The following is a 21,152-nucleotide window of genomic DNA, read 5'->3' as shown; positions in this document are numbered from 1 at the left end:
AGCAGCGTACGGCCGTGCGGGTGCCGTGGGCCGGCCGGGGTGATCGCACATCGCCCCGGCCGGCCGCCGTACGTCCGCGGTGAACGCTGGACCGGCCCGGTACGTATCCCCTCGGAAGGCCAAAGGACAGTGCTGCCGGAGGGGCCGGGGAGGTGGCCATGCGGCAGGCGTATCGGCTCGGAGGAACGGTCTGTGCCGCCCTGGCGGCCGCCGAGGCGGCCTGGCTGGGCCAGGACCTCGTCCAGTTCCGGGCGGAGGGCGCCGTCAGGGTGTGGGCGGGTCTCGCGGTACCCGTCGGCGGGGCGCCGTTGGTGACCTCCACGGTGGACCTGCTGCTGCTCGGGCTCTACGTGGCCGCCGCGGTCGCGTCCCTCAAGCCCGGCGGCGTCGGGGTCCTCGGGGCGGCCGCGGTGCTCACCCTGGCGCTGCGCACCCCCACGGCGTACCTCCTGGCCCCCTCCTCGGGCGGCAGCCCGCCCGGACTGCAGGGAGCCCTGCTGGTGACCGCGGGCGGGCAGATCGCCGGTGCCCTCGTACTGCTGGTCGTCGTACGGCGCACCGGCGAGGACGCGCCCGCCCCGCCGCGGCCCGCGGCGGGCGTGCTGGCGGGGATGCTGCTGCTCGTGGTGGCGCTCATCACCGGCGTCCTGGAGTTCTCCCGGCGGTCGGACCCGGCGGCGCCGCTGCCGCCGGGCTTCTTCTGGCGCACCGTGGGAGGCGGCTACCTGGTGGACTCCCAGTTGGGGGCGCCCTACGAGTGGCTGGTCTGGGCGACGGCCGGCCTGGCCGCGGCCGCGGGCTTCGCCGCGTTCGTACGGGCCCCGTTCGCCCGGCCGCTGGGCATCTGTGTGGCCGGGCTGCTCGCCGTGACCGCGGTCCCGGTGATCGGCACCTCGAGGATCGACGCCCCGGGCGCCGACGACTTCGCCGCCGCCTTCGCGGTGGGCGCCGCGCTGGTGGTGACGCTGTTGCTCGTCCCCGGCGACCTGGCGGCGGTGGGCGTACCGGGCGGCGATCCGTACGTGGAGGCGGAGGTCCCCACGGCGGCGGACAACCTGTCCATGCCGCTGTACGAGCAGACCGCCGTCCTCCCCGTCTTCGGCTCCTACCCGCAGCCGCCGCCGCCCGGCCCCGCCTCTGAGGCGCGGGCGGCGTACCTGCAGGACCCGCCCTAACCTGTCACGACGCCCAGAGAACGCTTCAGGAACGCGACCTGGAGCAGGAGCAGGTTCTCGGCGACCTCCTCCTGCGGCGTCATGTGCGTGACCCCGGACAGCGGGAGCACCTCGTGCGGGCGGCCCGCGGCCAGCAGTGCGGAGGACAGCCGCAGGGTGTGCGCGGCCACCACGTTGTCGTCGGCGAGGCCGTGGATGATCATCAGCGGCCGGACCTCGTCCGCCGGGTCCGCCAGTCCGGCGTCGGTGACCAGGGAGTTGGCGGCGTACACCGCCGGCTGCTCCTCGGGGTGGCCGAGGTAGCGCTCGGTGTAGTGCGTGTCGTACAGCCGCCAGTCGGTGACCGGCGCGCCCGCCACCGCGGCGTGGAAGACGTCCGGGCGGCGCAGCACGGCGAGCGCCGCCAGGTACCCGCCGTACGACCAGCCGCGGATGCCCACCCGGGTCAGGTCCAGGGGGTAGCGGCCGGCCAGGGCGTGCAGCACGTGGACCTGGTCGTCGAGCGTGACGCCCGCGAAGTCGCCGGCGATCGCCTTCTCCCAGGCGGGGGAGTGCCCGGGGGTGCCCCGGCCGTCCGCGACGACCACCGCGAAGCCCTGGTCGGCCAGCCACTGCGCCTGCAGGTAGCCGCGCTGGGCGCTCACCACCATCTGGCCGTGCGGCCCGCCGTACGGGTCCATCAGCACCGGCAGGGGTCCGTCGCCCTCCCGGTGCCCCGAGGGGAGCAGCACCGCCGCCGGGACGCCGCGCTCGCCCGCGCTGACGAGCACCGGGCGCGCGGTGAGGACCGGGGTCTGGGCGTGCGAGGCGATCTGCGTCACCGGCTCGCCGTCCCGCAGCACCCGGACGGCCGTGGCGGCCGACTCCAGCGACGCGGACGACAGCACCGTCACGGCCCCGGCGCGCACCGCGGAGTGCACGCCCGGGCCGCCGCTCAGCCGGACCGCTCCGGCGGGGCCTCCGTCGGCGCGGTACACATGGATCTCGCCGGTCTCCGGGTCCTTGGCGCCGTGCCCCGCCGAGGCGGACAGCAGGACGCCGTCGCCGTCCGTCCCGAGCACCGCACGCACGTGCAACTCCGGTCCCGTCCAGGGCTGTTCGCCGACGAACAGCGCTCGCGAGCCGTTCTCGTCGGAGATGCGCACGAGGCGCTCGCCGGACAGCCAGGCGGGCACCCCGGGGAAAAGATCAAGCCAGATTTCATCGCTGTCCCGGTGCACCTCCCGGGTGCCGCCGGTGGCGGTGTCCACCGTCAGGTACAGCTGCTCGCGCTGGTCCCGGGTCTGGACCAGCAGCAGCGGCGGGCCCGCCGCCGACCAGTGCACCTGAGCGAGGTACGGATAGCGCTCGCGGTCCCACTCCACCGGCGTCGCCGCCCCGTCCAGCGTCAGCAGGACCAGCGTGACCTCGGCGTTCGGGGTGCCGGCGGCGGGGTAGGCCACCTCGGCGGGCGGCTGCGCGGGGTTCGCGGGGTCGGCGATCCACCAGCGGCGGACCGGGGACGCGTCCACGCGGGCCGCCAGTACGGAGGCACCGTCCGGGGCCCACCAGTAGCCGCGGCTGCGGGACATCTCCTCGGCGGCGATGAACTCCGCCAGTCCGTAGCCGACGTCCGGGCCCTCGGGCTCGGCCAGCGCCCGGTCCTCGCCGCCGTCGGCGCCCACCACGCGCAGCGCGCCGTCCGCCACGTAGGCCACCCGGCGGCCGTCCGGCGACGGACGCGGGTCCACCACGGGGCCGGGCACGGCGATCTCACGGGCCGTGCCGGCCCGCAGCTCCGCCGTGAAGAGCCTTCCGGACAAGGCGAACGCGGCCAGCTCCACCGCGTCGTCGGTCGCGTAGCCGACGATTCCCGCCGAACCTTCCCGGCTGCGCTCCCGGCGCGCCCTCTCCTGCGGCGACAGTTCCTCCGCCGCGCCCGACAGCAGCACCCCGGGGTCCGCCGCGACCCGCTCGGCACCGGACTGCGGGTCCAGCACCCACAGCAGGTGCGAGCGGTCGGTGCCGGAACGGGAGCGCAGGAAGACGATCCGGCCGCCGTCCGGCGACACGGTGAAGGCGCGCGGGGCGCCGAGCGAGAACCGCTGCGTGCGGGCGTACTGCCGCGGGAACGAGAGCGCTTGCGTCATGGGGGGAGTGTGCCACCGCCCGCCGGTGAGCCCGGCGCACGCCAACCACGAGATCCGGCCATGCGCCCCCGCGTGCTCCCGTGCGACGAGCTATGCGGTGCGCCACAAAGTTATGATCCACTGCCGAGAGTGGGTAACAACCGGTTGGCAAGTGCTGTCGGACTCTGAGGCCCTGGAGGTGTGCCGCTGTGGCACTTTCGATTTCGGCGGTGCTGCTGCTGCTGATCGTCGTCTTCCTGCTGGTCAGGAAAGCCGGTTTGAAGGCGGGGCACGCGGTGGTCTGCGTACTGCTCGGGTTCTACCTGGCGAGTTCCTCCATCGCGCCGACGATCCGGGACCTCACCACCAACGTCGCGGGCATGATCGGCGACTTCAAGTTCTGAGCCCGTGGCTTCCCCCTGGTGAGCCGCGGGGCCTGCCCTAGGCTCTCCTCATGACCGCACCGCCCGCCCGCCGACTGCTGCTCGTCCACGCGCATCCCGACGACGAGTCGATCAACAACGGCGCCACCATGGCCAAGTACGCCGCCGAGGGCGCGCTCGTCACGCTGGTGACGTGCACCCTCGGCGAGGAGGGCGAGGTCATCCCGCCCGAGCTGGCGCACCTGGCCCCCGATCGCGACGACACCCTCGGCGCGCACCGGACCGGCGAACTCGCCGACGCCATGGCGCAGCTCGGCGTCACCGACCACCGTTTCCTGGGCGGCCCCGGGCGCTTCCGGGACTCCGGGATGATGGGCGTGCCGCAGAACGACCGGCCGGAGAGCTTCTGGCAGGCGGACCTCGACCTCGCGTCCTCGTACCTCGTGGAGGTGATCCGCGAGGTCCGTCCGCAGGTCCTGGTCACGTACGACCCCGACGGCGGCTACGGCCACCCCGACCACATCAAGACGCACCGGGTCTCCATGCGCGCCGCAGAACTGGCCGCGGAACCGGCCTACCGGCGCGACCTCGGCGGCCCGCACTCCATCGCCAAGATCTACTGGAACTGCATCCCGCGCCGCGTGGTCGAGGAGGGCTTCGCCCGGCTGCGCGGGGCCGGCCGGCAGATCCCCTTCGAGGGCATCGCGACCGCCGACGACGTCCCGGGCGTGGTGGACGACGGCCTGGTGACCGCCGCCATCGACGTGGAGGCCCGCTACGCCGGGCAGAAGGCCGCGGCGATGAAGGCCCACGTCACCCAGATCGCGGTGGACGGCCCGTTCTTCGCGCTCTCCAACGACCTCGGACAGCCCTTGTTCGGTGCCGAGTTCTACCGTCTGGTCAAGGGCGTGCCCGCGCCGGCCGGGAGCCTGGAGGACGATCTGTTCGCGGGGACCGGGGCATGAGGCGCGCCGCCTACCCGTTGCTCGTGGTCCTGGGCGTGCTGGTCGCCGTCGCGGGGTCGCTGGTCCAGGCCGCCTGGTTCCCGGGCGGGTTGCTGCTCGCGCTCGCCGGGAGCGCGGCGCTCTTCCACGGCGGCGCCCGGCTGACCGGCACGCGGCTGGGCGCCGTGGTGCCGGCGGCGGTGTGGCTGATCACCGTGATGCTGCTGAGCTCCGCCCGCCCGGAGGGTGATTTCCTGTTCGCCAACGGAATCAGTCCGTACGTCTACCTGTTGGGCGGAGCGATGGCCGGCGTGATGTCGGCCACGCTTGTGCAACCCCGTCCTCCCGCCGGTGGATCACTTGAGGCACCATAGGCGCCACGTTGCGTCCGTTACGGAGCGAGCGTCGCCCGTTTTGGCGGTTGACGTCACATAAACCCCTTTGATCAGGGCGGTCTCCATCCGGCGGGCAGGCGGCTCCGACGCGGCGCCCAGTATGGTGGTGCGCGCCGCCGGGCCGCCCGCGGAAAGGCCGTGACGGGTGGCGAAGCGAACCGGGAGAGCCTGCTTTGAGTCGTGAAACTGATCGTCCGTCCCCCGGCCCCCAGGGCCGGGGCGGAGCCGCGTACCCGTCGGGTACCCCGCCGTACGGAACCCGACCGTTTCCGTCGCTGCATCCGCAGGAGGACCCGCGCGACGGGGCCGCGACCGGGGAGCCCGCTGCGGCTCCCGCCGCGGAGGAGACCAAGACCGAGACCACGCTGACCACCCGGGTGCGCATCAACATCCCCGGGTCCCGACCGATCCCGCCGGTCGTCGTCCGCACGCCCGTCGAGGGCGGCGCGGAGGGAGGGGCGCCCGCCGGGTCCGCCCCGTCGGCCCCCGAGGCCGAGCCGGCCCCGCTGTCCACGGGCTGGGCCGCCGGCGGCGGCACCGGGGCCGGTCAGGGCGTTCCGGCGCCCGCGCCGGAACCCGCCGCGGAGCCCGCGCCCGCGCCCAAGGGCGAGAAGCCGGCCAGCGACTGGTTCGCGCCGCGGAAGGCCGCACCCAGGCCCGAGGCCGGCCCGGGGCCGGGCCCGGCGCCCGGTCCCGAGGCGACGCAGGGGTTCTCCGCTCCCGAGGTCACCCAGCCGATGCGGCTCGGCGACATCCCCGCCCAGCCGGGCCCCATGGAGCGCGGACCGGTCCCGGGACCTGGCGCCGCCCCCGGCGGCCCGCGACGCGGTGGCATCCCGTACCTGAACGACGGAGCGGTCGGCCCGGCCGGTCCCGGCGGTCCGGTGGCGCCGGGTGGCCCCGGCGGCCCCGCGGGTCCCGGTGGCCCCGTGATGCCGGGCGGCCCCGGCGGCCCTGGGGGCCCCGCGGGTCCCGGACGCCCCGCGCCGGCACCACGCCCGTTCCCCGGCGGCCCCGGCGCGGGGCCCGCCGGTCCCGGAGCAGGCGCGCCCTTCCCGGGGCAGCAGCCACCGGCCGGCCCCACCACGGGCCCGGTCACCGGGGAGATGCGGGTGCCCCCGGCGGGCCCTGCCGCCGCCCGGCCGCCGTTCCCCACGCCGTTCCCGTCCTCCGCGGCCGACCGGATGTCCGGCGACACCGTCGTCAGCGGCATCCCGGCGGTTCCCCCCGCGGGACCGTCCGCCAACCGGCCGGCCCCGCCCGCCGGCCGTCAGAGCGCGGCGCAGCCCGAGGCCAAGGGCCGCTCCAAGCTCATACTGGCGGGCGTCGGCGTGCTGGGTGTGCTGGGCATCGCCTACGGCGCGGGACTGCTGATGGACCACTCCGACGTCCCGGCCGGTACGACCGTCTACGGCGTCGGGATCGGCGGCAAGACCAAGGACCAGGCCGTCGCGGTCCTCGACCAGGCGCTCGGCTCCCGGAAGAACGCGCCGATCACCGTCACCGTCGGCGACCAGCGCACGTCGCTGAAGCCCGCGGCCGCCGGTCTCGTCCTCGACACCGACGCGACCGTCCGCAACGTGGCGCACCGCGACTACAACCCGGTCACCGTCATCGGCTCGCTGTTCGGCGGCTCGCGCGCCGCCGAACCCGTGCTGACCACGGACAGCGAGAAGCTCCGCGCCCAGTTGGAGAAGCTCTCCCGGGGGCTCGGCGGCTCGGGCTCCGAGGGCATGGTCAAGTTCGTGAAGGGCAAGGCCGTCGCCGTCCCCGGCAAGCCCCACGAGGGCGTGGACGTGGCCGCCTCGATCGACACCGTCACCGCCGCCTACGCCACGCAGGTCGCCACCGGCAAGGCCGGCGCGGTCAGCCTGAAGGTCACCACCGTCCAGCCCAAGGTGACCCAGGAGGCGCTCGACAAGGCCGTCAGCGGCTTCGGGAAGACGGCCATGTCCGGATACGTCATGGTCCGAGCGGGCGCCGCGGAACCCGTCCCGTTCAGCCCGCAGAACTCGCTGTCGAAGATCCTCACGATGGTGCCCGACCAGGACGGCAACCTGACGCCGTACATCGACCGCAAGGTGCTCAAGGGCCTGTACGGCGGCGCCTTCGACGGTGTCCTGGTCGAGCGTGGGGACGGCAGCAAGACCGCCGTCACCCCGGAGGACGTCGCCTCCGCGATGCTGCCCGCCCTGCAGACCACCGACACCGCCAAGAAGACGGTGACCATCGAGGGCACGTCCTGACCCCCGGTCGCCCGATCCACGCGTGAAGGGTGTGGCCCCGGTACCCGTACCGGGGCCACACCCATGACATCTGTCATCCGGGGGACAGGACGCCCGGCACTGCCGCCCGGACCGTGCCGTCGGCGACGCTGCTGCCATGACCGCAACAGTGTTCACGCACGTGAGCAAGAGCTTCGGTCAGGTCCGGGCCGTCGACGACCTGAGCCTGACCCTCCACCCGGGTGAGACCGTCGCCCTGCTGGGCCCCAACGGCGCCGGCAAGTCGACCACGCTGGACCTGCTGCTGGGGCTGCGCACGCCCGACTCCGGCACCGTCGAGGTCTTCGGGACCACCCCGCGCCGGGCGATCACCGAGGGCCGGGTCGGGGCCGTGCTGCAGAGCGGCGGCCTCATGGAGGAGGTCACCGTGCGCGAGCTGGTACGGCTCGCCTGCGACCTGCACCCGCGGGCCCACCCCGTCGCCGAGGTGATGGCGGCCGCCGGGCTGGAGTCCATCGCCGACCGCAAGGTCGACAAGCTCTCCGGCGGCCAGGAGCAGCGCGTGCGCTTCGCCCTGGCCACGGCGGGCGCGAGCGACCTGCTGGTCCTCGACGAGCCGACCACCGGCATGGACGTCTCCGCCCGGCAGGCCTTCTGGGAGGCCATGCGCGGCCAGGTGAAGCAGGGCCGTGCGGTGCTCTTCGCGACCCACTACCTGGAGGAGGCGGACGCCGTCGCCGACCGGGTGCTCGTCCTGCAGGGCGGCCGGCTGGTGGCCGACGGCACCGCCGCCGAGATCAAGGCGCGGGCCGGGGCCCGGCGTATCGTCTTCGACCTGGACACCCCGCCGGACGAGCCCGCCCTGCGGGCCCTGCCGCGGGTCACGGACGTGGAGGTCACCGGGCGCACGGTGCGCATCCGCTCCACGGACGCCGACGCGACGGTGCACGCGGTCTACGCGGCTGGGCTCTACCCCCGGCACCTGGAGGTCGCCGGGCTCGGCCTGGAGCAGGCCTTCCTGGCCATCACGGAGTCGTCCAAGGAGTCCACGGAGGAGGTGGCGGCGCGATGAGGACGCTGGCCCGGCTGGAGATCCTGCGCGTCCTGCGCAACCGCAGGTTCATGTTCTTCTCGGTGCTGTACCCGGTGCTGCTCTTCATGATCCTCACGGCGGGGCAGAAGGCCGCGATGGTGCCGTACTACATGGTCGCGATGTGCGCCTTCGGCGCCATGACCGCCGTGCTCATGGGCAACTCCGAGCGGATCGCCCGGGAGCGCGACAAGGGCTGGGTGCGCCAGCTGCGGCTCACCGCCCTCCCCGGGCGCGGCTACGTCCTGGCGAAGATCGCCGCGGCCGCCACGGTCAGCCTGCCCTCGATCGTGCTCGTGCTGCTCGCCGGCGGCGCCGTGAAGGGCGTGCGGATGGCCGCCTGGCAGTGGGCCGGGGTGCTGCTCACCAGCTGGGCGGGGAGCTTCGTCTTCGCCGCGCTCGGCGTGGCCATCGGCTACGTCGCCTCGGCGGAGACCGCCCGCCCCATCGCGATGATCGCCTACTTCGGGCTCGCGCTGCTCGGCGGCCTGTGGATGCCCTTCAGCTCCTTCCCCGGCTGGCTGCGCGACATCGCGAACCTGCTGCCGGCCCGGCCGTATGCGGCGCTCGGCCAGGCCGTCGAACTCGGCCAGGCCCCGCGCGCCCGGGACATCGCCGTACTGGTGGTCTACGGGCTGGTCTTCGCCGGGACGGCCGCTTGGATGTACCGCAAGGACACCGCGAAGGCCTGAGAGGAGAACGATCGTGGCCGCCGGAACGACACAGCAGCGGGAGGCCGCCGAGCCCCGGGACGCCCCGGCCATCGGCAGGGCCCCGGAGAACCGCCGCCAGGCCGTGGTCAAGCTGGTCTGGGTGGCCATGTGGATGCTCTACCTGGGCGCCCCGGTCAGCGACCTCGCCGAGGGCGGGCACGGCCTCACCGCGACCGTGCTCGGCTGGCTCGGGCTCACCGCCTTCGTCGCCGCCTACCTGGGCATCGTCTTCCTGCGGACCAACGCGGAACACCAGCCGCGGTGGGTGTACGGGCAGCTCCTGCTGCTCGGCGCGCTGGGCCTGCTGATGACGTTCACCCTGGGCGACGCCTTCCTCGTGCTGTTCGTCTACCTGGCCGTCGGCTGCGGGGCAGTGCTGCCCGGTCGGCAGGCGCGCTGGGCGATCCCGCTGGTGACCGCGGTGCTCGCGGCCGTCGCCGGGCTCACCGGGGCGAACCAGGCCACGGTGGTCTCGCTGCTCGTGCCGTGCCTGCTCGGCGGCTACGCCATGACCGGGGTGCGCCAGCTGGTGCGCACCACCCGCGAACTGCGCGAGGCCCGGGCGGCGGTGGCCCAGCTGGCCGCCACGGAGGAACGCCTGCGGCTCGCCCGCGACCTGCACGACCTGCTCGGCCACTCGCTCTCGCTGATCACCCTCAAGAGCGAACTGGCCGGGCGCATGCTGCCCGGCCGTCCCGAGGACGCCGCCGCGCAGGTCGCCGACATCGAGCGGGTCAGCCGGCAGGCCCTCGTGGACGTGCGGGAGGCCGTCAGCGGCTACCGCAGGCCCACCCTCGCCGCCGAGCTCGCCGGCGCCCGTGGCGCGCTGCAGGCCGCCGGGGTCCGCGCCGAGCTGCCCGCGACCGTGGCCGCCCCGCTCGCCCCGGAGGCCGAGGGCGCGCTGGCCTGGGCCCTGCGCGAGGCCGTCACCAACGTCGTACGGCACAGCGGCGCCGCCCGCTGCGTGGTGACCGTCGCCGAGGACGACGGCACGGTACGGCTCACCGTAGCCGACGACGGGCGCGGCCCGGGCCCCGGCGGCACACGGCGCGGCAACGGGCTGACCGGCCTGGAGGAGCGCCTGATGCTCGCCGGTGGCCGTCTGGAGACCGCCGCGGACGGCGGCTTCACCCTCCACGCCGTCGTCCCTGCCGACTACGCTCACGGCCATGATCCGGGTGCTGCTGGCGGAGGACCAGTCGATGGTGCGCGAGGCCCTGGCCGCGCTGCTGGGGCTTGAGGAGGACATCGAGGTGGTCGCGCAGGTCGCGCGCGGCGAGGACGTCGTCGGAGCGGCCCGCGACGCCGGGGCGCAGGTCGCCCTCCTCGACATCGAGATGCCCGGCGCGATGACCGGCCTCGACGCGGCCGCCGTGGTGCGGGCGGAACTGCCCGGGGTCCGCGTCGTCATCGTCACCACCTTCGGCCGGCCCGGGTACCTGCGCCGGGCCATGGAGGCGGGCGCCGACGCGTTCCTGGTCAAGGACGCGCCCGCGGGGGAACTCGCGGAGGCGGTGCGCAGGGTGCTGCGGGGGGAGAAGGTGATCGACCCGGTGCTCGCCGCCGCCGCGCTCTCGGAGGGGGCCGACCCCCTCACCCCGCGCGAGCGCGACGTCCTGCGCGCGGCGGCCGACGGTTCCCTCAACGCGGACATCGCCCGGCGCCTCCACCTCTCCGAGGGGACCGTCCGCAACTACCTCTCCACCGCGATCCAGAAGACCGCCGCGCGCAACCGCGCAGAAGCGGTCCGCATCGCCCTCGAACGCGGCTGGCTCTAGCCGCCCGCCGCCCGTGCCCACCCGTTCCGCCTCGCGGCGGACCGCCTGCCACAACCCGCCTGCGTGCCGGCACCCCCCGGTCAGTTGAGGAGCGCCCGGGCGGCCCGCGCCTGCCGCCGCATCGCGGTCGCGGCGGAGGGCTCCGCCTCGGCGAGCACGTCCGCGTACGCCTCCATCTCCGCGGCGCCCCGCGCGAAGTCCCCCTTCCGCACCAGGAGTTGGGCGTGTTCGAGGCGCAGCCGTGCCGGATGGTGGGGCAGCAGCAGCGCCAGTTCGACCGCCCACAGCTGCGTCGTCAGGTGCTCCGGCCGTGCCGAGGCCCACGCGCGGATGTTGTTGAGCACCCGCAGCACGATGTCCAGGGGATCCGCGGGTTCCAGCATCGCCGGGGAGGGCGCGGCCCCCGTCGCGCCCGCCACCAGCAGGCGCACGTCCTCCTCCCCGAGCCGCCGGCCGCCGTTGAAGGGGTCGGTCAGCACGAAGACGCCCGCGGGGTCGCCGAAGCCCACGACGAAGTGCCCGGGGAGGGCGACGCCGTGGACCGGGCCGCCGGCGCGCCGGACGACCTCCATCCAGACCACCGACAGCAGGATCGGCAGCCCGCGCCGTCGTTGCAGCACCTCGTGCAGCAGCGAGGACTCCAGCCGCTGGTAGTCGGCCGGGGAGCCGCCGAACCCGCAGCGGCCGGCGAGCAGTTCGGCGGTGGCGTCGGCCCACTCGGCGGGGCCGGTGAGGCCGTACGGCAGGAGCCCGGCGAGACGGTCGAGTTCCATCTGCGCCGCGTCCGTCCCGGCCTCGTCGAGGGACGGGTCGGCCTCGGCCCCGATGAGCAGGCACAGGTCCGCGAGGTCGGGGCGCACCTCGCGGGCGGCCTCGGCGAAGCGCTGCCTGGTGGAGTCGTCCATACCGGGGTTCTCACCCTTCCGCGGACAGCGGGCCGCGCCGGTAGTGGTACGCGTGGTGGGTGGTGAAGCCCATCCGGTCGTAGAGGGCGCGCGCGCCCTCGTTGTCGGTCTCGACCTGCAGGTACGCGCCGGAGGCGCCCTCGTCCAGGGCCTTGCGGGCGAGCGCGGCCATCACGGCCAGGGCCAGTCCGCGCCGCCGGTGGGAGGGGGCCACCTCGACGGCGCCGAAGGAGGCGAAGCGGCCGTCGACGACGCAGCGCCCGATCGCCGCGGGCCCGGTGTCGGCGGGGTCGCCGTCCCCCGGCACCGTGGCGAACCACACCGAGGGGCCGCCGGTGAGCACCTTCAGGGCCGCGTCGCCGAGGTCACCCGTGCGGTGGTAGCGGGCGAGCCACGCCGCGTCGGCCTCGCGGGACAGGCGTACGGCCTCGGCGCCGGGCAGGTCCGCGATCGGCGCCAGGGCGGCCGTGCGCAGCAGGGCGTGGCCCTCCGCTGTCCAGCCGAGGCCGCCCAGCGCCTGCGCCAGCGTCTCGTCGGAGTCCTCGCTGCCGGTCGTGACCTGCACGTACGCCGGCAGTCCGCGATCGCCGTACCAGCGGGCGATCCGCGCGGCGGCCTCCGTCAGCGGGACACCCGGATCGCCCAGGGGCAGCACGGAGTTGGCGCGCCGGGTGAAGCCGCCGGCCGCCCGCAGCGTCCACGCGCCCAGCCGGGCGGCCTCCTGCGCGGGCCAGCAGCGGGAGGCCGATTCCTGCAGCTCCCTGGCCGTCGCGCGGGGCGCACGGGCGCCGCGGCGCGCCGGTGCGTCGGGCACGATCTTGCCCGCGACCAGGGACGATTCCGCGATGCGGACGGTCTCCCCGTCCCGACGGGTGACAACAAGCACCCCTTCGTTCCACGATGTGAGAATCCCGACGGCGTCGGCGAACACCGGCCGCCCCTCGACGATCTCCGCGATCCTTCGGACCGAAACGCGTTTGCCCACGTCAGAAGGGGTTATGCGTACCTCGAGCCGGCCTCCGGCGGTGAAATCCATGCTCATGACCGCCCCTCCTGTTCGTCTGCTGCCCAAGAACGGAGATACTAGGGGCGGGCATCGACGACGCCGCGCTCCCGCGCGAGACAGCCCTACCGAGGAGGAACGACAGCGTGACCTACGTCATCGCGCAGCCTTGTGTCGACGTCAAGGACAAGGCGTGCATCGAGGAGTGCCCCGTCGACTGCATCTACGAGGGCCAGAGGTCCTTGTACATCCACCCGGACGAATGCGTCGACTGCGGAGCCTGTGAGCCGGTCTGCCCGGTGGAGGCCATCTTCTACGAGGACGACACCCCGGAGGAGTGGAAGGACTACTACAAGGCGAACGTCGAGTTCTTCGACGAGCTCGGCTCGCCCGGTGGTGCCTCCAAGCTCGGGCTGATCGAGCGCGACCACCCCTTCATCGCCGCCCTGCCGCCGCAGGGCGAGTGACCCGACCGTTGCGGGCGGTCCCGTACGGCACACCGCCGTACGGGACCGCCGTGTTTCAGGTAGTGGCAGGCCGCGTGCCTGCGAGGAACGGAAAGTGAGCACCACCGTGGCGCAGCCAGTCTCGTCCAGGCTCCCCGTCTTCCCCTGGGACCGGCTCGAACCGTACAAGGCCACGGCCGCCGCCCATCCCGGCGGCATCGTCGACCTGTCGGTCGGCACCCCGGTCGACCCGGTCCCGCACATCGTGCAGCGGGCCCTGGCCGGGGCCGCGGACAGCCCCGGGTACCCGACCGTGTGGGGGACGCCCGAGCTGCGCGCCGCCATCACCGGCTGGGCCGGCCGCCGGCTGGGCGCCACCGGCCTGACCGACGCGCACGTGCTGCCGGTCGTCGGCTCCAAGGAACTGGTCGCCTGGCTGCCGACCCAACTGGGTCTCGGCGCGGGCGACAAGGTGGCGTACCCGCGGCTGGCCTACCCGACCTACGAGGTCGGCGCGCGGCTGGCGGGCGCCGAGGCGGTCGTCTACGACGAACCGACCGAGCCCGACCCGGCCGGGCTGCGGCTGCTGTGGCTCAACAGCCCCTCCAACCCCACCGGTCGCGTGCTGTCCAAGGACGAGCTGACCCGTGCCGTCGCCTGGGCGCGCGAGCACGGCGTGCTGGTGTTCAGCGACGAGTGCTACCTGGAGCTGGGCTGGGACGCCGACCCGGTGTCGGTCCTGCACCCGGACGTCTGCGGCGGCTCCTACGAGGGCATCGTGGCCGTCCACTCGCTGTCCAAGCGCTCCAACCTGGCCGGCTACCGCTCAGCGTTCCTCCTGGGCGACCCGGCCGTGCTCGGCGAGCTGCTGCAGATCCGCAAGCACGGCGGCATGATGACGCCCGCCCCGGTGCAGGCCGCCACGGTCGCCGCGCTCGGGGACGACGCCCACGTGGCCCGGCAGCGCGAGCGCTACGCGCGGCGGCGGGCGTCCCTGCGCGAGGCCTTCGAGGCGGCCGGCTTCCGCATCGAGCACAGCGAGGCGAGCCTGTACCTGTGGGCGACGCGTGACGAGTCCTGCTGGGACACCGTCGCGGACCTGTCCAAGCACGGCATCCTCGTGGCGCCCGGCGACTTCTACGGCGCGGCGGGGGAGCGGTACGTGCGGATCGCCTTCACGGCCACCGACGAGCGGGTGGCGGCGGCGGTGCGCCGGCTGTCCTCCTGAGGCGCGGGCGGCCACGACGCGGGCGCAAAGGGCCCGGGGAGCACCGCTCCCCGGGCCCTTTCGGTGCGGCTGTGGGGGGTCAGCCGCCGATGGGGAGCCCCTGGAGGGGCAGCTGCCCGGTGGAGGGGAGCCCGCCCGGCAGCCCGGAGCCCTTGGCGGCGGTCTTCCCGAGCTCCTGGGCGGTGCCGCCGACGGTCCTGGCGGTCTGCGTCGCCGCGCCCTTGACGGCGGGCTGGGCGTCCTTGGCCAGGTCGCTGACGGTGTCGGTCGTCGCGGGCAGCGCCTCCTGCACGGTCTTCACGGCGCCGGACTGCTTGGCCACGCCGTTCACGGTGCCGGTGAGCTCGGGGGTCTTGTCCACGTTGGTCAGCCCACCCAGGTCGCCGACCTGCGGCAGCGCTGCGGCGGACGCGGCACCGGCACCGATGAGAGGAGCCGCGGCCGCGCCGACCAGCAGGGCAGCCCGGGCGATCCGACGCGCGAGGGGGAGAGACATGGTGCTCCTTTTACGGAGAGACGACGGTTTCGACGTGACATGTCCGCGGGGCGGACGTCGTGACTACCGCGTGAAGGGGGCCGAAGGTTGCGGCCCCCAAGAGTAAAGAATTGGTAATGCGAAAGGATTCCCGGGACGGTAAAGCGGAGCAATTCGGACGGGGCCGGAAGTGCCGCGGAAACGTCACAGCCCTTGATCAGGAGCTTTTTTCGCACCCCCGAACGAGCGGATTCGCATCTGATGGTTTTGGCGTATCAATCACCCGCCTGGGGGTGAATGCCCGCACTATTGCGCGACGGTGATCCTGACGTCGCCGCCGGCCCCGTGCGCGGCGTCGGAATTCGATGCCGTCCAGCCCCGGTCGGAGGCCTCCGCCGACCACTCGCGGTTCCCGAAGGACACCTTCTCCACCTTCAGTTCATGGGCGTGCGCCACCGCCCACTGGGCCAGCTCCCAGCCCCGCCGGCCCTCGTCGCCGCGCGCCTCGTTCCCCGCCGGGGCCGACGGCACGGCCACCGTGCGCCGCGCCGGACCCCGGCCCCGCGCACCGTTCTTGGCGTCCCGCGCGGCCTCGCCGTCCGGGTCCGCGGGCGTCTCGGTGGTGCGCGGCGCCACGTCGGCCCCGAACTCCCGCACCAGCCGCTCCCGCACCTTCGCCGGGTCGCCCCCGGAGACCGTCCCCGCGGCCAGGGGGGTGACGCAGGTGAGCGCCCCGGCGTGCCGGCCGGTCAGCGCGCCGGCGAGCAGCGCGGCGTCCGCCTCGTGCTTGGCGTACGCCTGCGGGAAGCCGCTCTTCTGCACTTTCTGCGCGGCCACCGTGAGGGGCAGCCGGGAATAGCCGTGGATCTTCACCAGGCCGTCGAAGAATTCGTTGGAGGCGTAGACCGGGTCCATGATCTGCGCGGCCGTGCCCCAGCCCTGCGAAGGGCGCTGCTGGAACAGGCCCACCGAGTCGCGGTCCCCGTGGTCGAGATTGCGCAGCGCCGACTCCTGCATGGACGTGGCCAGCGCTATCGTCACCGCCCGCTCCGGCAGCCCGCGCGAGGTCGCCACCGCGGCGATCGTGGAGGCGTTCGCCGCCTGCTGGGGCTCCAGGGTCAGGCTGCCGGCCTCCGTGGTGACCGTGCAGGCCGGATGGCGCGGACCGCCGCCGACGCCGGCCAGGTGGTACGCGGAGTAGCCCGCGACCCCCAGCAGGACCAGTCCTGCGGTGATCAGACGGGCTGCGCGCCCCCGCCTGCGGGGGGCGCTTGCGGCGGGTGTCGAGGTCGACGGTGGCTTCGGCACGCGCACACCGTACCGAAGCCCGCTGTGCCGGTGGCCTCGTCAGGCCCCCGGTAGGGTCGGCGGCATGGAACGGCCCGTGCTCGATCTCAGTCAGGACGCCGCCGCCGTGACGGCGCAGCTCGTCGACATCCCCTCCGTCAGCCTCGCCGAGAAGCCGCTGGCGGACGCCGTGGAGAGCGCCCTGCGCGCCCTGCCCCACCTCACGGTGGACCGGGACGGGGACGCCGTCGTCGCCCGCACACGGCTCGGCCGGCCCGAGCGCGTCGTACTCGCCGGTCACCTGGACACCGTGCCGATCGCCGCGAACGTGCCCTCCCGCCTCGACGAGGACGGCGTCCTGTGGGGCTGCGGCACCTCCGACATGAAGTCCGGGGTCGCCGTCCAGCTGCGGCTCGCCGCGACCCTCACCGAGCCCAACCGCGACCTGACCTTCGTCTTCTACGACGCCGAGGAGATCGCGGCGGAGCACAACGGCCTCAAGCGGCTCGCCGAGAACCACCCGCAGTGGCTCGCCGGCGACTTCGCCGTCCTGCTGGAGCCCACCGACGCAAAGGTCGAGGGCGGCTGCCAGGGCACCTTGAGGTTCCGGGTGGAGACCACCGGCCGTCGCGCCCACTCCGCGCGCAGTTGGCTGGGCGAGAACGCCATCCACAAGGCCGCGCCCGTGCTGGCCCGGCTCGCCGCCTACGAGCCGCGGCGGGCGGTCGTCGACGGCCTCACCTACCGCGAGGGCCTCAACGCCGTCATGATCGAGGGCGGTCACGCCGGGAACGTGATCCCCGACTCCTGCGCGGTGATCGTCAACTTCCGCTTCGCCCCCGACCGTTCCGAGGCCGAGGCGTTCGCCCACGTCCGCGAGGTCTTCGAGGGCTACGAGGTGCGGCTGACCGACAGCGCCCCCGGCGCCCTGCCGGGCCTGTCCCACCCGGCGGCGGCCGCCTTCGTCGAGGCCATCGGCACCGAGCCCGCGCCCAAGGAGGCCTGGACCGACGTGGCCCGCTTCTCCGCGCTGGGCGTCCCGGCCGTGAACTACGGCCCCGGCGACCCCCGGCTCGCCCACACCCGCGAGGAGCACGTCGCCGTCGCCGCCGTCCTGGATGCGGAGGAGAAGCTGCGCGCCTGGCTGTCGTAACGAGCAATTCAGCGGCGCGTTCTTGATCCGCCCGGCGGACGCGGTCGTACCCTGACCGGACGGCAGCGAAAGGAGCGCGACATGGACAGTGACGCGGAGGAGGCGTCCGCCGCCGAGACAGCCGCGGCGGAGGGCAGCAGCCCCACGGGGCGCGGCTGGCCCGAGCGCCACACCGGTCCCGTCGTACGACGCCGGGGCCAGGTGCAGAAGTCGACGACCGACCAGCGGCTGCTGGACACCCGTGGACCCTCGGACTGGGTGCACGGCGACCCGTGGCGCGTGATGCGCATCCAGTCGGAGTTCGTCGAGGGCTTCGGTGCGCTCGCCGAACTCGGCAGGGCGGTCAGCGTCTTCGGGTCCGCCCGTATGGCGGAGGGCTCGGCCGACTACGAGATTGGCGTCCGCATCGGCCGCGCCCTGGCCGAGGCGGGCTTCGCCGTCATCACCGGCGGCGGCCCCGGGGCCATGGAGGCGGCCAACCGGGGTGCCTGCGAGGCCGGCGGGGTCTCGGTGGGCCTGGGCATCGAGCTCCCCTTCGAGCAGGGGCTCAACCCCTACGTCGACATCGGCGTGAACTTCCGCTACTTCTTCGTCCGCAAGACGATGTTCGTGAAGTACGCCTCCGGGTTCATCGTCCTGCCGGGCGGCTTCGGCACCCTCGACGAGCTCTTCGAGGCCCTCACGCTGGTCCAGACCCGCAAGGTCACGCAGTTCCCCATCGTCCTGTTCGGCTCCGCCTACTGGCGCGGCCTGGTCGACTGGGTCCGCGACACCGTCGTGGACGGCGGCAAGGCGTCCCCGGTCGACCTGGAACTCCTCCACGTCACGGACGACGTCGACGAGGCGGTCGCCCTGGTGACCAAGGAGACCGGCGACTGAACCGCGGCCCCTACGCCAGCCCCCGCCGGGCGACCGCCGGGGGCCGGTGTCCCGCGATCGAGGCCACCATGTCCAGCACCTGACGGGTCTCGGCGACCTCGTGCACCCGGTACACCCGGGCGCCGAGCCACGCCGAGACGGCGGTCGTCGCCAGGGTGCCGATCAGCCGCTCCTTGACGGGGCGGTCCAGGGTCTCGCCCACGAAGTCCTTGTTGGACAGCGAGACCAGCACCGGCCAGCCGGTGGCCGTCATCTCCGGCAGCCGCCGGGTCGCCTCCAGCGAGTGCCGGGTGTTCTTCCCGAAGTCGTGGCCGGGGTCGATGAGGATGGCGTCCCGCCGCACCCCGAGCGCGGCCGCCCGCTCCGCGAGGCCCACCGTCACCTTCAGGATGTCGGCCATCACGTCCTCGTAGCCGACCCGGTGCGGCCGGGTGCGCGGCAGCGCGCCGCCCGCGTGGGTGCAGACCAGGCCGACGCCGTGCTTCGCGGCGACCTCGGCGAGCCGGGGGTCGACGCCGCCCCAGGCGTCGTTGAGCAGGTCCGCCCCGGCCTCGCAGACCGCCTCGCCGACCTCGTGGCGCCAGGTGTCGACGCTGATCACCACGTCGGGGTGGCGCCGGCGCACCTCGGCGACGAAACCGGCGGTCCTGCGGATCTCCTCCTGCGCCGAGACCTCCTCGCCGGGGCCCGCCTTCACCCCGCCGACGTCGATGATCGCGGCGCCCTCCGCGACCGCGCGCCCGACGCGTTCGAGGGCCGGTGCGTCGGTGAACGTGGCGCCCTGGTCGTAGAACGAGTCCGGCGTCCGGTTCACGATCGCCATGATCACGGGCTCGTGCTCGCCGAATTCCCGTGTGCCCAGCCGCAGCATGTCGCGCCTGCCTCCCTCGAAATGTCGTACGCCGATCGAAGATAGTCGCCGACCGCACACCGCGCGCACGGCGCGACGTGGCACGATCGTGGCGTACACGTCGGGCCGACCCCGGGAGAGGTCTTGTTCTGGTTCATGCTCATCGCGTTGGTCGCGGTGGTCGCCGCGGTCGCCCTCGCGGTGCTCGGCGACGGCGGGGTGCTCCGTGACGTGGAGCCGGACCGGGTGGAGGACCGGCTGCCGCCGCAGCGGCCGGTGGGCCGCGCGGACGTCGAGCGGCTGCGCCTGCCGGTGACCGTGCGCGGTTACCGCATGGTGGACGTCGACGACGTGCTGGAGCGCCTCGGCGCGGAACTGGCCCAGCGCGACGCCCACATCGCCGACCTGGAGGCCGCGCTGGCCGGCGCCCACGCCACCCGGCTCGGCGGCCACTCGCTACTCAAGGACGCCGACGAGGCCCCGCGGGCCCCCGAGGACCCGCGCGCCCCCGGGAGCGGGCTGTGAGCGACGGCGGCGTGGTGACCGGGCCGGACGGCCTGGCCCGCTGTCCGTGGGGGCTGTCCACCGACGACTACGTCGAATACCACGACACCGAGTGGGGGCGCCCGGTGCACGGCGAGGCGGCCCTCTTCGAGCGGCTGTGCCTGGAGGCCTTCCAGTCGGGCCTGTCCTGGATCACGATCCTGCGCCGCCGCGAGGGCTTCCGGAAGGCCTTCGCCGGCTTCTCCCCGGAGGCGGTCGCCGCCTTCACCGACGACGACCGGGAGCGGCTCCTCGCCGACACCGGCATCATCCGCAACCGCGCCAAGATCGACGCCTCCATCGGCAACGCGCAGGCCACCCTGGCGCTGCGCGAGGCCCACGAGGGCGGTCTGGACGCCCTGGTCTGGTCGTACGCGCCGGACCCCGCCGGACGCCCGGCACCCCGCACGGTCGCGGACGTGCCGGCCGTCACGGCGGAGTCCACCGCGCTGGCCAAGGACCTCAAGAAGCGCGGCTTCCGCTTCGTCGGCCCCACCACGGCCTACGCGCTGATGCAGGCCTGCGGCCTGGTGGACGACCACCTGGCCGACTGCTGCGCCCGCCGCTGAGCGTCCCGCCCGTCCCGGCCGCCCCGCCCGCCGCGGCTCAGCGGCCGAGGAAGCGGGGCTTGTCCTTCTTCAGGAACGCGTCGACGGCGATCCGGTGGTCCTCGGAGGCGCCGGCGGCCGTCTGCAGCTCGTCCTCCTTGGCCAGCGTGTCGACCAGCGAGTGCCCCTCGCCGTACGCCAGGGAGGCCTTCACCGCCGCGTAGGCGACCGTCGGGCCCTCGGCGAGGGTGCGGGCGACCGAGGCGGCCTCGGCGGCCAGCTCGCCGGCCGGGACCAGGCGGTTGGCGACGCCCAGCTCGAAGGCCTCCTGCGCGCTGATCGTGCGCGGGAAGAGCAGCAGGTCGGCGGCGCGGCTGCGGCCCACCAGCCGGGGCAGCGTCCAGGAGGCCCCGGAGTCGGCGGTCAGGGCGACGCCGACGAAGGAGGTGTTGAAGGCGGCGGTGTCGGCGACCACGCGGTAGTCGCAGGCGAAGGCGAAGCCGGCGCCCGCGCCTGCGGCGACCCCGTTGACCCCGGCGACGACGGGCTTGGGCATGGTGGCGATCGCGGTGACGATCGGGTTGTAGTGCTCGCGCACCGTGGACATGGCAGGCCCGCCGCCCTCCTGCTGGAGGAACGCGACGTGCTCCTTGAGGTCCTGGCCGACGCAGAAGGCCTTGCCGTTCGCGGTCAGCAGCACGGCCCGCACCGCGGGGTCGGCGCCCGCCGCCTCCAGGGCGTCCCGCAGGGCGACCTTGGTCTCCACGTTCAGCGAGTTCATCGCCTCGGGGCGGTTCAGGGTGATGGTGGCGAGCCCGTCACTCACCTCGTACAGCACGGTGTCGGCCATGTGGTCCCCTTCGTCGCGGCTCACGTTCGGGGCCAGCATGCCGGAGATCGCCGGGCACGGACATGTGACCCCCATCAAACGCGGCCGAGAGTGCGATCACCGAAATGGACGGTTTTGCGGGACCGGGTTCTCGAACGGATGGGAACCGATGTTGGTCATCGGGTCACCCGATGC

At 74.2% G+C, this 21,152-nt stretch carries 22 protein-coding genes; 15 read left to right on the top strand and 7 right to left on the bottom strand.

Going from position 1 to position 21,152, the window contains the following annotated elements; translation table 11 throughout:
* Positions 1-158: 158 nt before the first annotated feature.
* Positions 159-1,175: a hypothetical protein gene (locus tag ABZ312_RS14205; protein WP_500328005.1), complete on the top strand. Its 1,017-nt coding sequence runs from the start codon at positions 159-161 to the stop codon at positions 1,173-1,175.
* Here the strand turns inward: ABZ312_RS14205 and ABZ312_RS14200 are convergent.
* Entirely contained in the window at positions 1,172-3,304 is a 2,133-nt protein-coding gene (locus tag ABZ312_RS14200; protein ID WP_500328004.1) for a S9 family peptidase, read from the bottom strand. The genes ABZ312_RS14205 and ABZ312_RS14200 overlap by 4 nt on opposite strands.
* Positions 3,305-3,492: 188 nt before the next feature.
* On the opposite strand from ABZ312_RS14200, the gene ABZ312_RS14195 reads away from it, so the two are divergent.
* From ABZ312_RS14195 to ABZ312_RS14160, 8 genes are all read left to right on the top strand, one after another.
* Positions 3,493-3,687 carry a hypothetical protein gene (locus tag ABZ312_RS14195; RefSeq protein ID WP_431950994.1) on the top strand — a complete coding sequence of 65 codons (195 nt, stop codon included), beginning with the start codon at positions 3,493-3,495 and terminating at the stop codon, positions 3,685-3,687.
* A gap of 50 nt (positions 3,688-3,737) precedes the next feature.
* Entirely contained in the window at positions 3,738-4,631 is an 894-nt protein-coding gene (mshB, locus tag ABZ312_RS14190) for an N-acetyl-1-D-myo-inositol-2-amino-2-deoxy-alpha-D-glucopyranoside deacetylase (RefSeq protein WP_500328003.1), read from the top strand.
* Complete coding sequence (locus ABZ312_RS14185) at positions 4,628-4,984, top strand: DUF6113 family protein (protein ID WP_499513773.1); 357 nt, start codon at positions 4,628-4,630, stop codon at positions 4,982-4,984. The genes mshB and ABZ312_RS14185 overlap by 4 nt, the downstream gene beginning before the upstream one ends.
* A 194-nt stretch (positions 4,985-5,178) precedes the next feature.
* Positions 5,179-7,251: a VanW family protein gene (locus ABZ312_RS14180; RefSeq protein ID WP_500328002.1), complete on the top strand. Its 2,073-nt coding sequence runs from the start codon at positions 5,179-5,181 to the stop codon at positions 7,249-7,251.
* Positions 7,252-7,387: 136 nt separating this feature from the next.
* On the top strand, positions 7,388-8,302 hold the full coding sequence (locus tag ABZ312_RS14175; protein WP_500328001.1) for an ABC transporter ATP-binding protein: 915 nt from the start codon (positions 7,388-7,390) through the stop codon (positions 8,300-8,302).
* Positions 8,299-9,012 (top strand): ABC transporter permease, encoded by a 714-nt coding sequence (locus tag ABZ312_RS14170; protein WP_500437723.1) that lies wholly within the window; start codon positions 8,299-8,301, stop codon positions 9,010-9,012. Before ABZ312_RS14175 ends, ABZ312_RS14170 begins: the two co-directional genes overlap by 4 nt.
* Positions 9,013-9,025: 13 nt before the next feature.
* Positions 9,026-10,273, top strand: a complete 1,248-nt coding sequence (locus ABZ312_RS14165; protein WP_500356697.1) for a sensor histidine kinase — start codon at positions 9,026-9,028, stop codon at positions 10,271-10,273.
* Positions 10,203-10,811 (top strand): response regulator, encoded by a 609-nt coding sequence (locus ABZ312_RS14160; RefSeq protein ID WP_500327998.1) that lies wholly within the window; start codon positions 10,203-10,205, stop codon positions 10,809-10,811. The genes ABZ312_RS14165 and ABZ312_RS14160 overlap by 71 nt, the downstream gene beginning before the upstream one ends.
* Before the next feature lie 80 nt (positions 10,812-10,891).
* Here ABZ312_RS14160 and ABZ312_RS14155 read toward each other — a convergent pair whose 3' ends face one another.
* Positions 10,892-11,716, bottom strand: a complete 825-nt coding sequence (locus ABZ312_RS14155; protein WP_500327997.1) for a transglutaminase family protein — start codon at positions 11,714-11,716, stop codon at positions 10,892-10,894.
* A 10-nt stretch (positions 11,717-11,726) separates the two neighbouring features.
* Entirely contained in the window at positions 11,727-12,752 is a 1,026-nt protein-coding gene (locus tag ABZ312_RS14150; RefSeq protein WP_500328047.1) for a GNAT family N-acetyltransferase, read from the bottom strand.
* A gap of 113 nt (positions 12,753-12,865) precedes the next feature.
* Here ABZ312_RS14150 and fdxA point away from each other — a divergent pair, with 113 nt between their 5' ends.
* Together fdxA and dapC are read left to right on the top strand one after the other, a co-directional pair.
* Complete coding sequence (gene fdxA / locus ABZ312_RS14145) at positions 12,866-13,186, top strand: ferredoxin (RefSeq protein WP_018561461.1); 321 nt, start codon at positions 12,866-12,868, stop codon at positions 13,184-13,186.
* 94 nt (positions 13,187-13,280) lie between these two features.
* Entirely contained in the window at positions 13,281-14,393 is a 1,113-nt protein-coding gene (gene dapC / locus ABZ312_RS14140) for a succinyldiaminopimelate transaminase (protein ID WP_500327996.1), read from the top strand.
* Positions 14,394-14,472: 79 nt separating this feature from the next.
* On the opposite strand, the gene ABZ312_RS14135 is transcribed toward dapC, so the two are convergent.
* Positions 14,473-14,889 carry an ATP-binding protein gene (locus tag ABZ312_RS14135; protein ID WP_500327994.1) on the bottom strand — a complete coding sequence of 139 codons (417 nt, stop codon included), beginning with the start codon at positions 14,887-14,889 and terminating at the stop codon, positions 14,473-14,475.
* Between the two features lie 285 nt (positions 14,890-15,174).
* Positions 15,175-16,176 (bottom strand): VldE C-terminal domain-containing protein, encoded by a 1,002-nt coding sequence (locus tag ABZ312_RS14130; RefSeq protein WP_500327993.1) that lies wholly within the window; start codon positions 16,174-16,176, stop codon positions 15,175-15,177.
* 64 nt (positions 16,177-16,240) lie between these two features.
* Here ABZ312_RS14130 and dapE point away from each other — a divergent pair, with 64 nt between their 5' ends.
* Both dapE and ABZ312_RS14120 read left to right on the top strand, forming a co-directional pair.
* On the top strand, positions 16,241-17,308 hold the full coding sequence (dapE, locus tag ABZ312_RS14125) for a succinyl-diaminopimelate desuccinylase (RefSeq protein WP_500356702.1): 1,068 nt from the start codon (positions 16,241-16,243) through the stop codon (positions 17,306-17,308).
* Between the two features lie 81 nt (positions 17,309-17,389).
* Positions 17,390-18,187 (top strand): LOG family protein, encoded by a 798-nt coding sequence (locus ABZ312_RS14120; RefSeq protein WP_500327991.1) that lies wholly within the window; start codon positions 17,390-17,392, stop codon positions 18,185-18,187.
* A gap of 10 nt (positions 18,188-18,197) precedes the next feature.
* Here the strand turns inward: ABZ312_RS14120 and folP are convergent, their stop codons facing one another.
* Entirely contained in the window at positions 18,198-19,058 is an 861-nt protein-coding gene (gene folP, locus ABZ312_RS14115; protein WP_499513784.1) for a dihydropteroate synthase, read from the bottom strand.
* Positions 19,059-19,181: 123 nt separating this feature from the next.
* Between folP and ABZ312_RS14110 the strand changes: the two genes are divergently transcribed.
* Both ABZ312_RS14110 and ABZ312_RS14105 read left to right on the top strand, forming a co-directional pair.
* Positions 19,182-19,562, top strand: a complete 381-nt coding sequence (locus tag ABZ312_RS14110; RefSeq protein ID WP_499513785.1) for a cell division protein DivIVA — start codon at positions 19,182-19,184, stop codon at positions 19,560-19,562.
* Positions 19,559-20,149 (top strand): DNA-3-methyladenine glycosylase I, encoded by a 591-nt coding sequence (locus tag ABZ312_RS14105; RefSeq protein WP_499513786.1) that lies wholly within the window; start codon positions 19,559-19,561, stop codon positions 20,147-20,149. Before ABZ312_RS14110 ends, ABZ312_RS14105 begins: the two co-directional genes overlap by 4 nt.
* A 37-nt stretch (positions 20,150-20,186) precedes the next feature.
* Here ABZ312_RS14105 and chcB read toward each other — a convergent pair whose 3' ends face one another.
* A complete protein-coding gene (gene chcB, locus ABZ312_RS14100; protein WP_500328046.1) occupies positions 20,187-20,978 on the bottom strand; it encodes a 2-cyclohexenylcarbonyl CoA isomerase in 792 nt (263 codons plus the stop codon).
* Positions 20,979-21,152 lie beyond the last annotated feature (174 nt).

This window comes from Streptomyces sp. NPDC006207 (assembly GCF_040613835.1).
Lineage (GTDB): Bacteria > Actinomycetota > Actinomycetes > Streptomycetales > Streptomycetaceae > Actinacidiphila.
Note: the sequence above shows the minus strand (reverse complement) of the source record. Positions and strands in the feature narration are given on the sequence as shown.

Excerpts from the sequence above, each read along its gene's own strand:
- ABZ312_RS14205 (WP_500328005.1), top strand. The coding sequence starts at position 159 with ATGCGGCAGGCGTATCGGCTCGGAGGAACGGTCTGTGCCGCCCTGGCG.
- ABZ312_RS14200 (WP_500328004.1), bottom strand. The coding sequence starts at position 3,304 with ATGACGCAAGCGCTCTCGTTCCCGCGGCAGTACGCCCGCACGCAGCGG.
- mshB (WP_500328003.1), top strand. The coding sequence starts at position 3,738 with ATGACCGCACCGCCCGCCCGCCGACTGCTGCTCGTCCACGCGCATCCC.
- ABZ312_RS14185 (WP_499513773.1), top strand. The coding sequence starts at position 4,628 with ATGAGGCGCGCCGCCTACCCGTTGCTCGTGGTCCTGGGCGTGCTGGTC.
- ABZ312_RS14175 (WP_500328001.1), top strand. The coding sequence starts at position 7,388 with ATGACCGCAACAGTGTTCACGCACGTGAGCAAGAGCTTCGGTCAGGTC.
- ABZ312_RS14170 (WP_500437723.1), top strand. The coding sequence starts at position 8,299 with ATGAGGACGCTGGCCCGGCTGGAGATCCTGCGCGTCCTGCGCAACCGC.
- ABZ312_RS14160 (WP_500327998.1), top strand. The coding sequence starts at position 10,203 with ATGATCCGGGTGCTGCTGGCGGAGGACCAGTCGATGGTGCGCGAGGCC.
- ABZ312_RS14155 (WP_500327997.1), bottom strand. The coding sequence starts at position 11,716 with ATGGACGACTCCACCAGGCAGCGCTTCGCCGAGGCCGCCCGCGAGGTG.
- ABZ312_RS14150 (WP_500328047.1), bottom strand. The coding sequence starts at position 12,752 with ATGGATTTCACCGCCGGAGGCCGGCTCGAGGTACGCATAACCCCTTCT.
- ABZ312_RS14135 (WP_500327994.1), bottom strand. The coding sequence starts at position 14,889 with ATGTCTCTCCCCCTCGCGCGTCGGATCGCCCGGGCTGCCCTGCTGGTC.
- dapE (WP_500356702.1), top strand. The coding sequence starts at position 16,241 with ATGGAACGGCCCGTGCTCGATCTCAGTCAGGACGCCGCCGCCGTGACG.
- ABZ312_RS14120 (WP_500327991.1), top strand. The coding sequence starts at position 17,390 with ATGGACAGTGACGCGGAGGAGGCGTCCGCCGCCGAGACAGCCGCGGCG.
- folP (WP_499513784.1), bottom strand. The coding sequence starts at position 19,058 with ATGCTGCGGCTGGGCACACGGGAATTCGGCGAGCACGAGCCCGTGATC.
- chcB (WP_500328046.1), bottom strand. The coding sequence starts at position 20,978 with ATGGCCGACACCGTGCTGTACGAGGTGAGTGACGGGCTCGCCACCATC.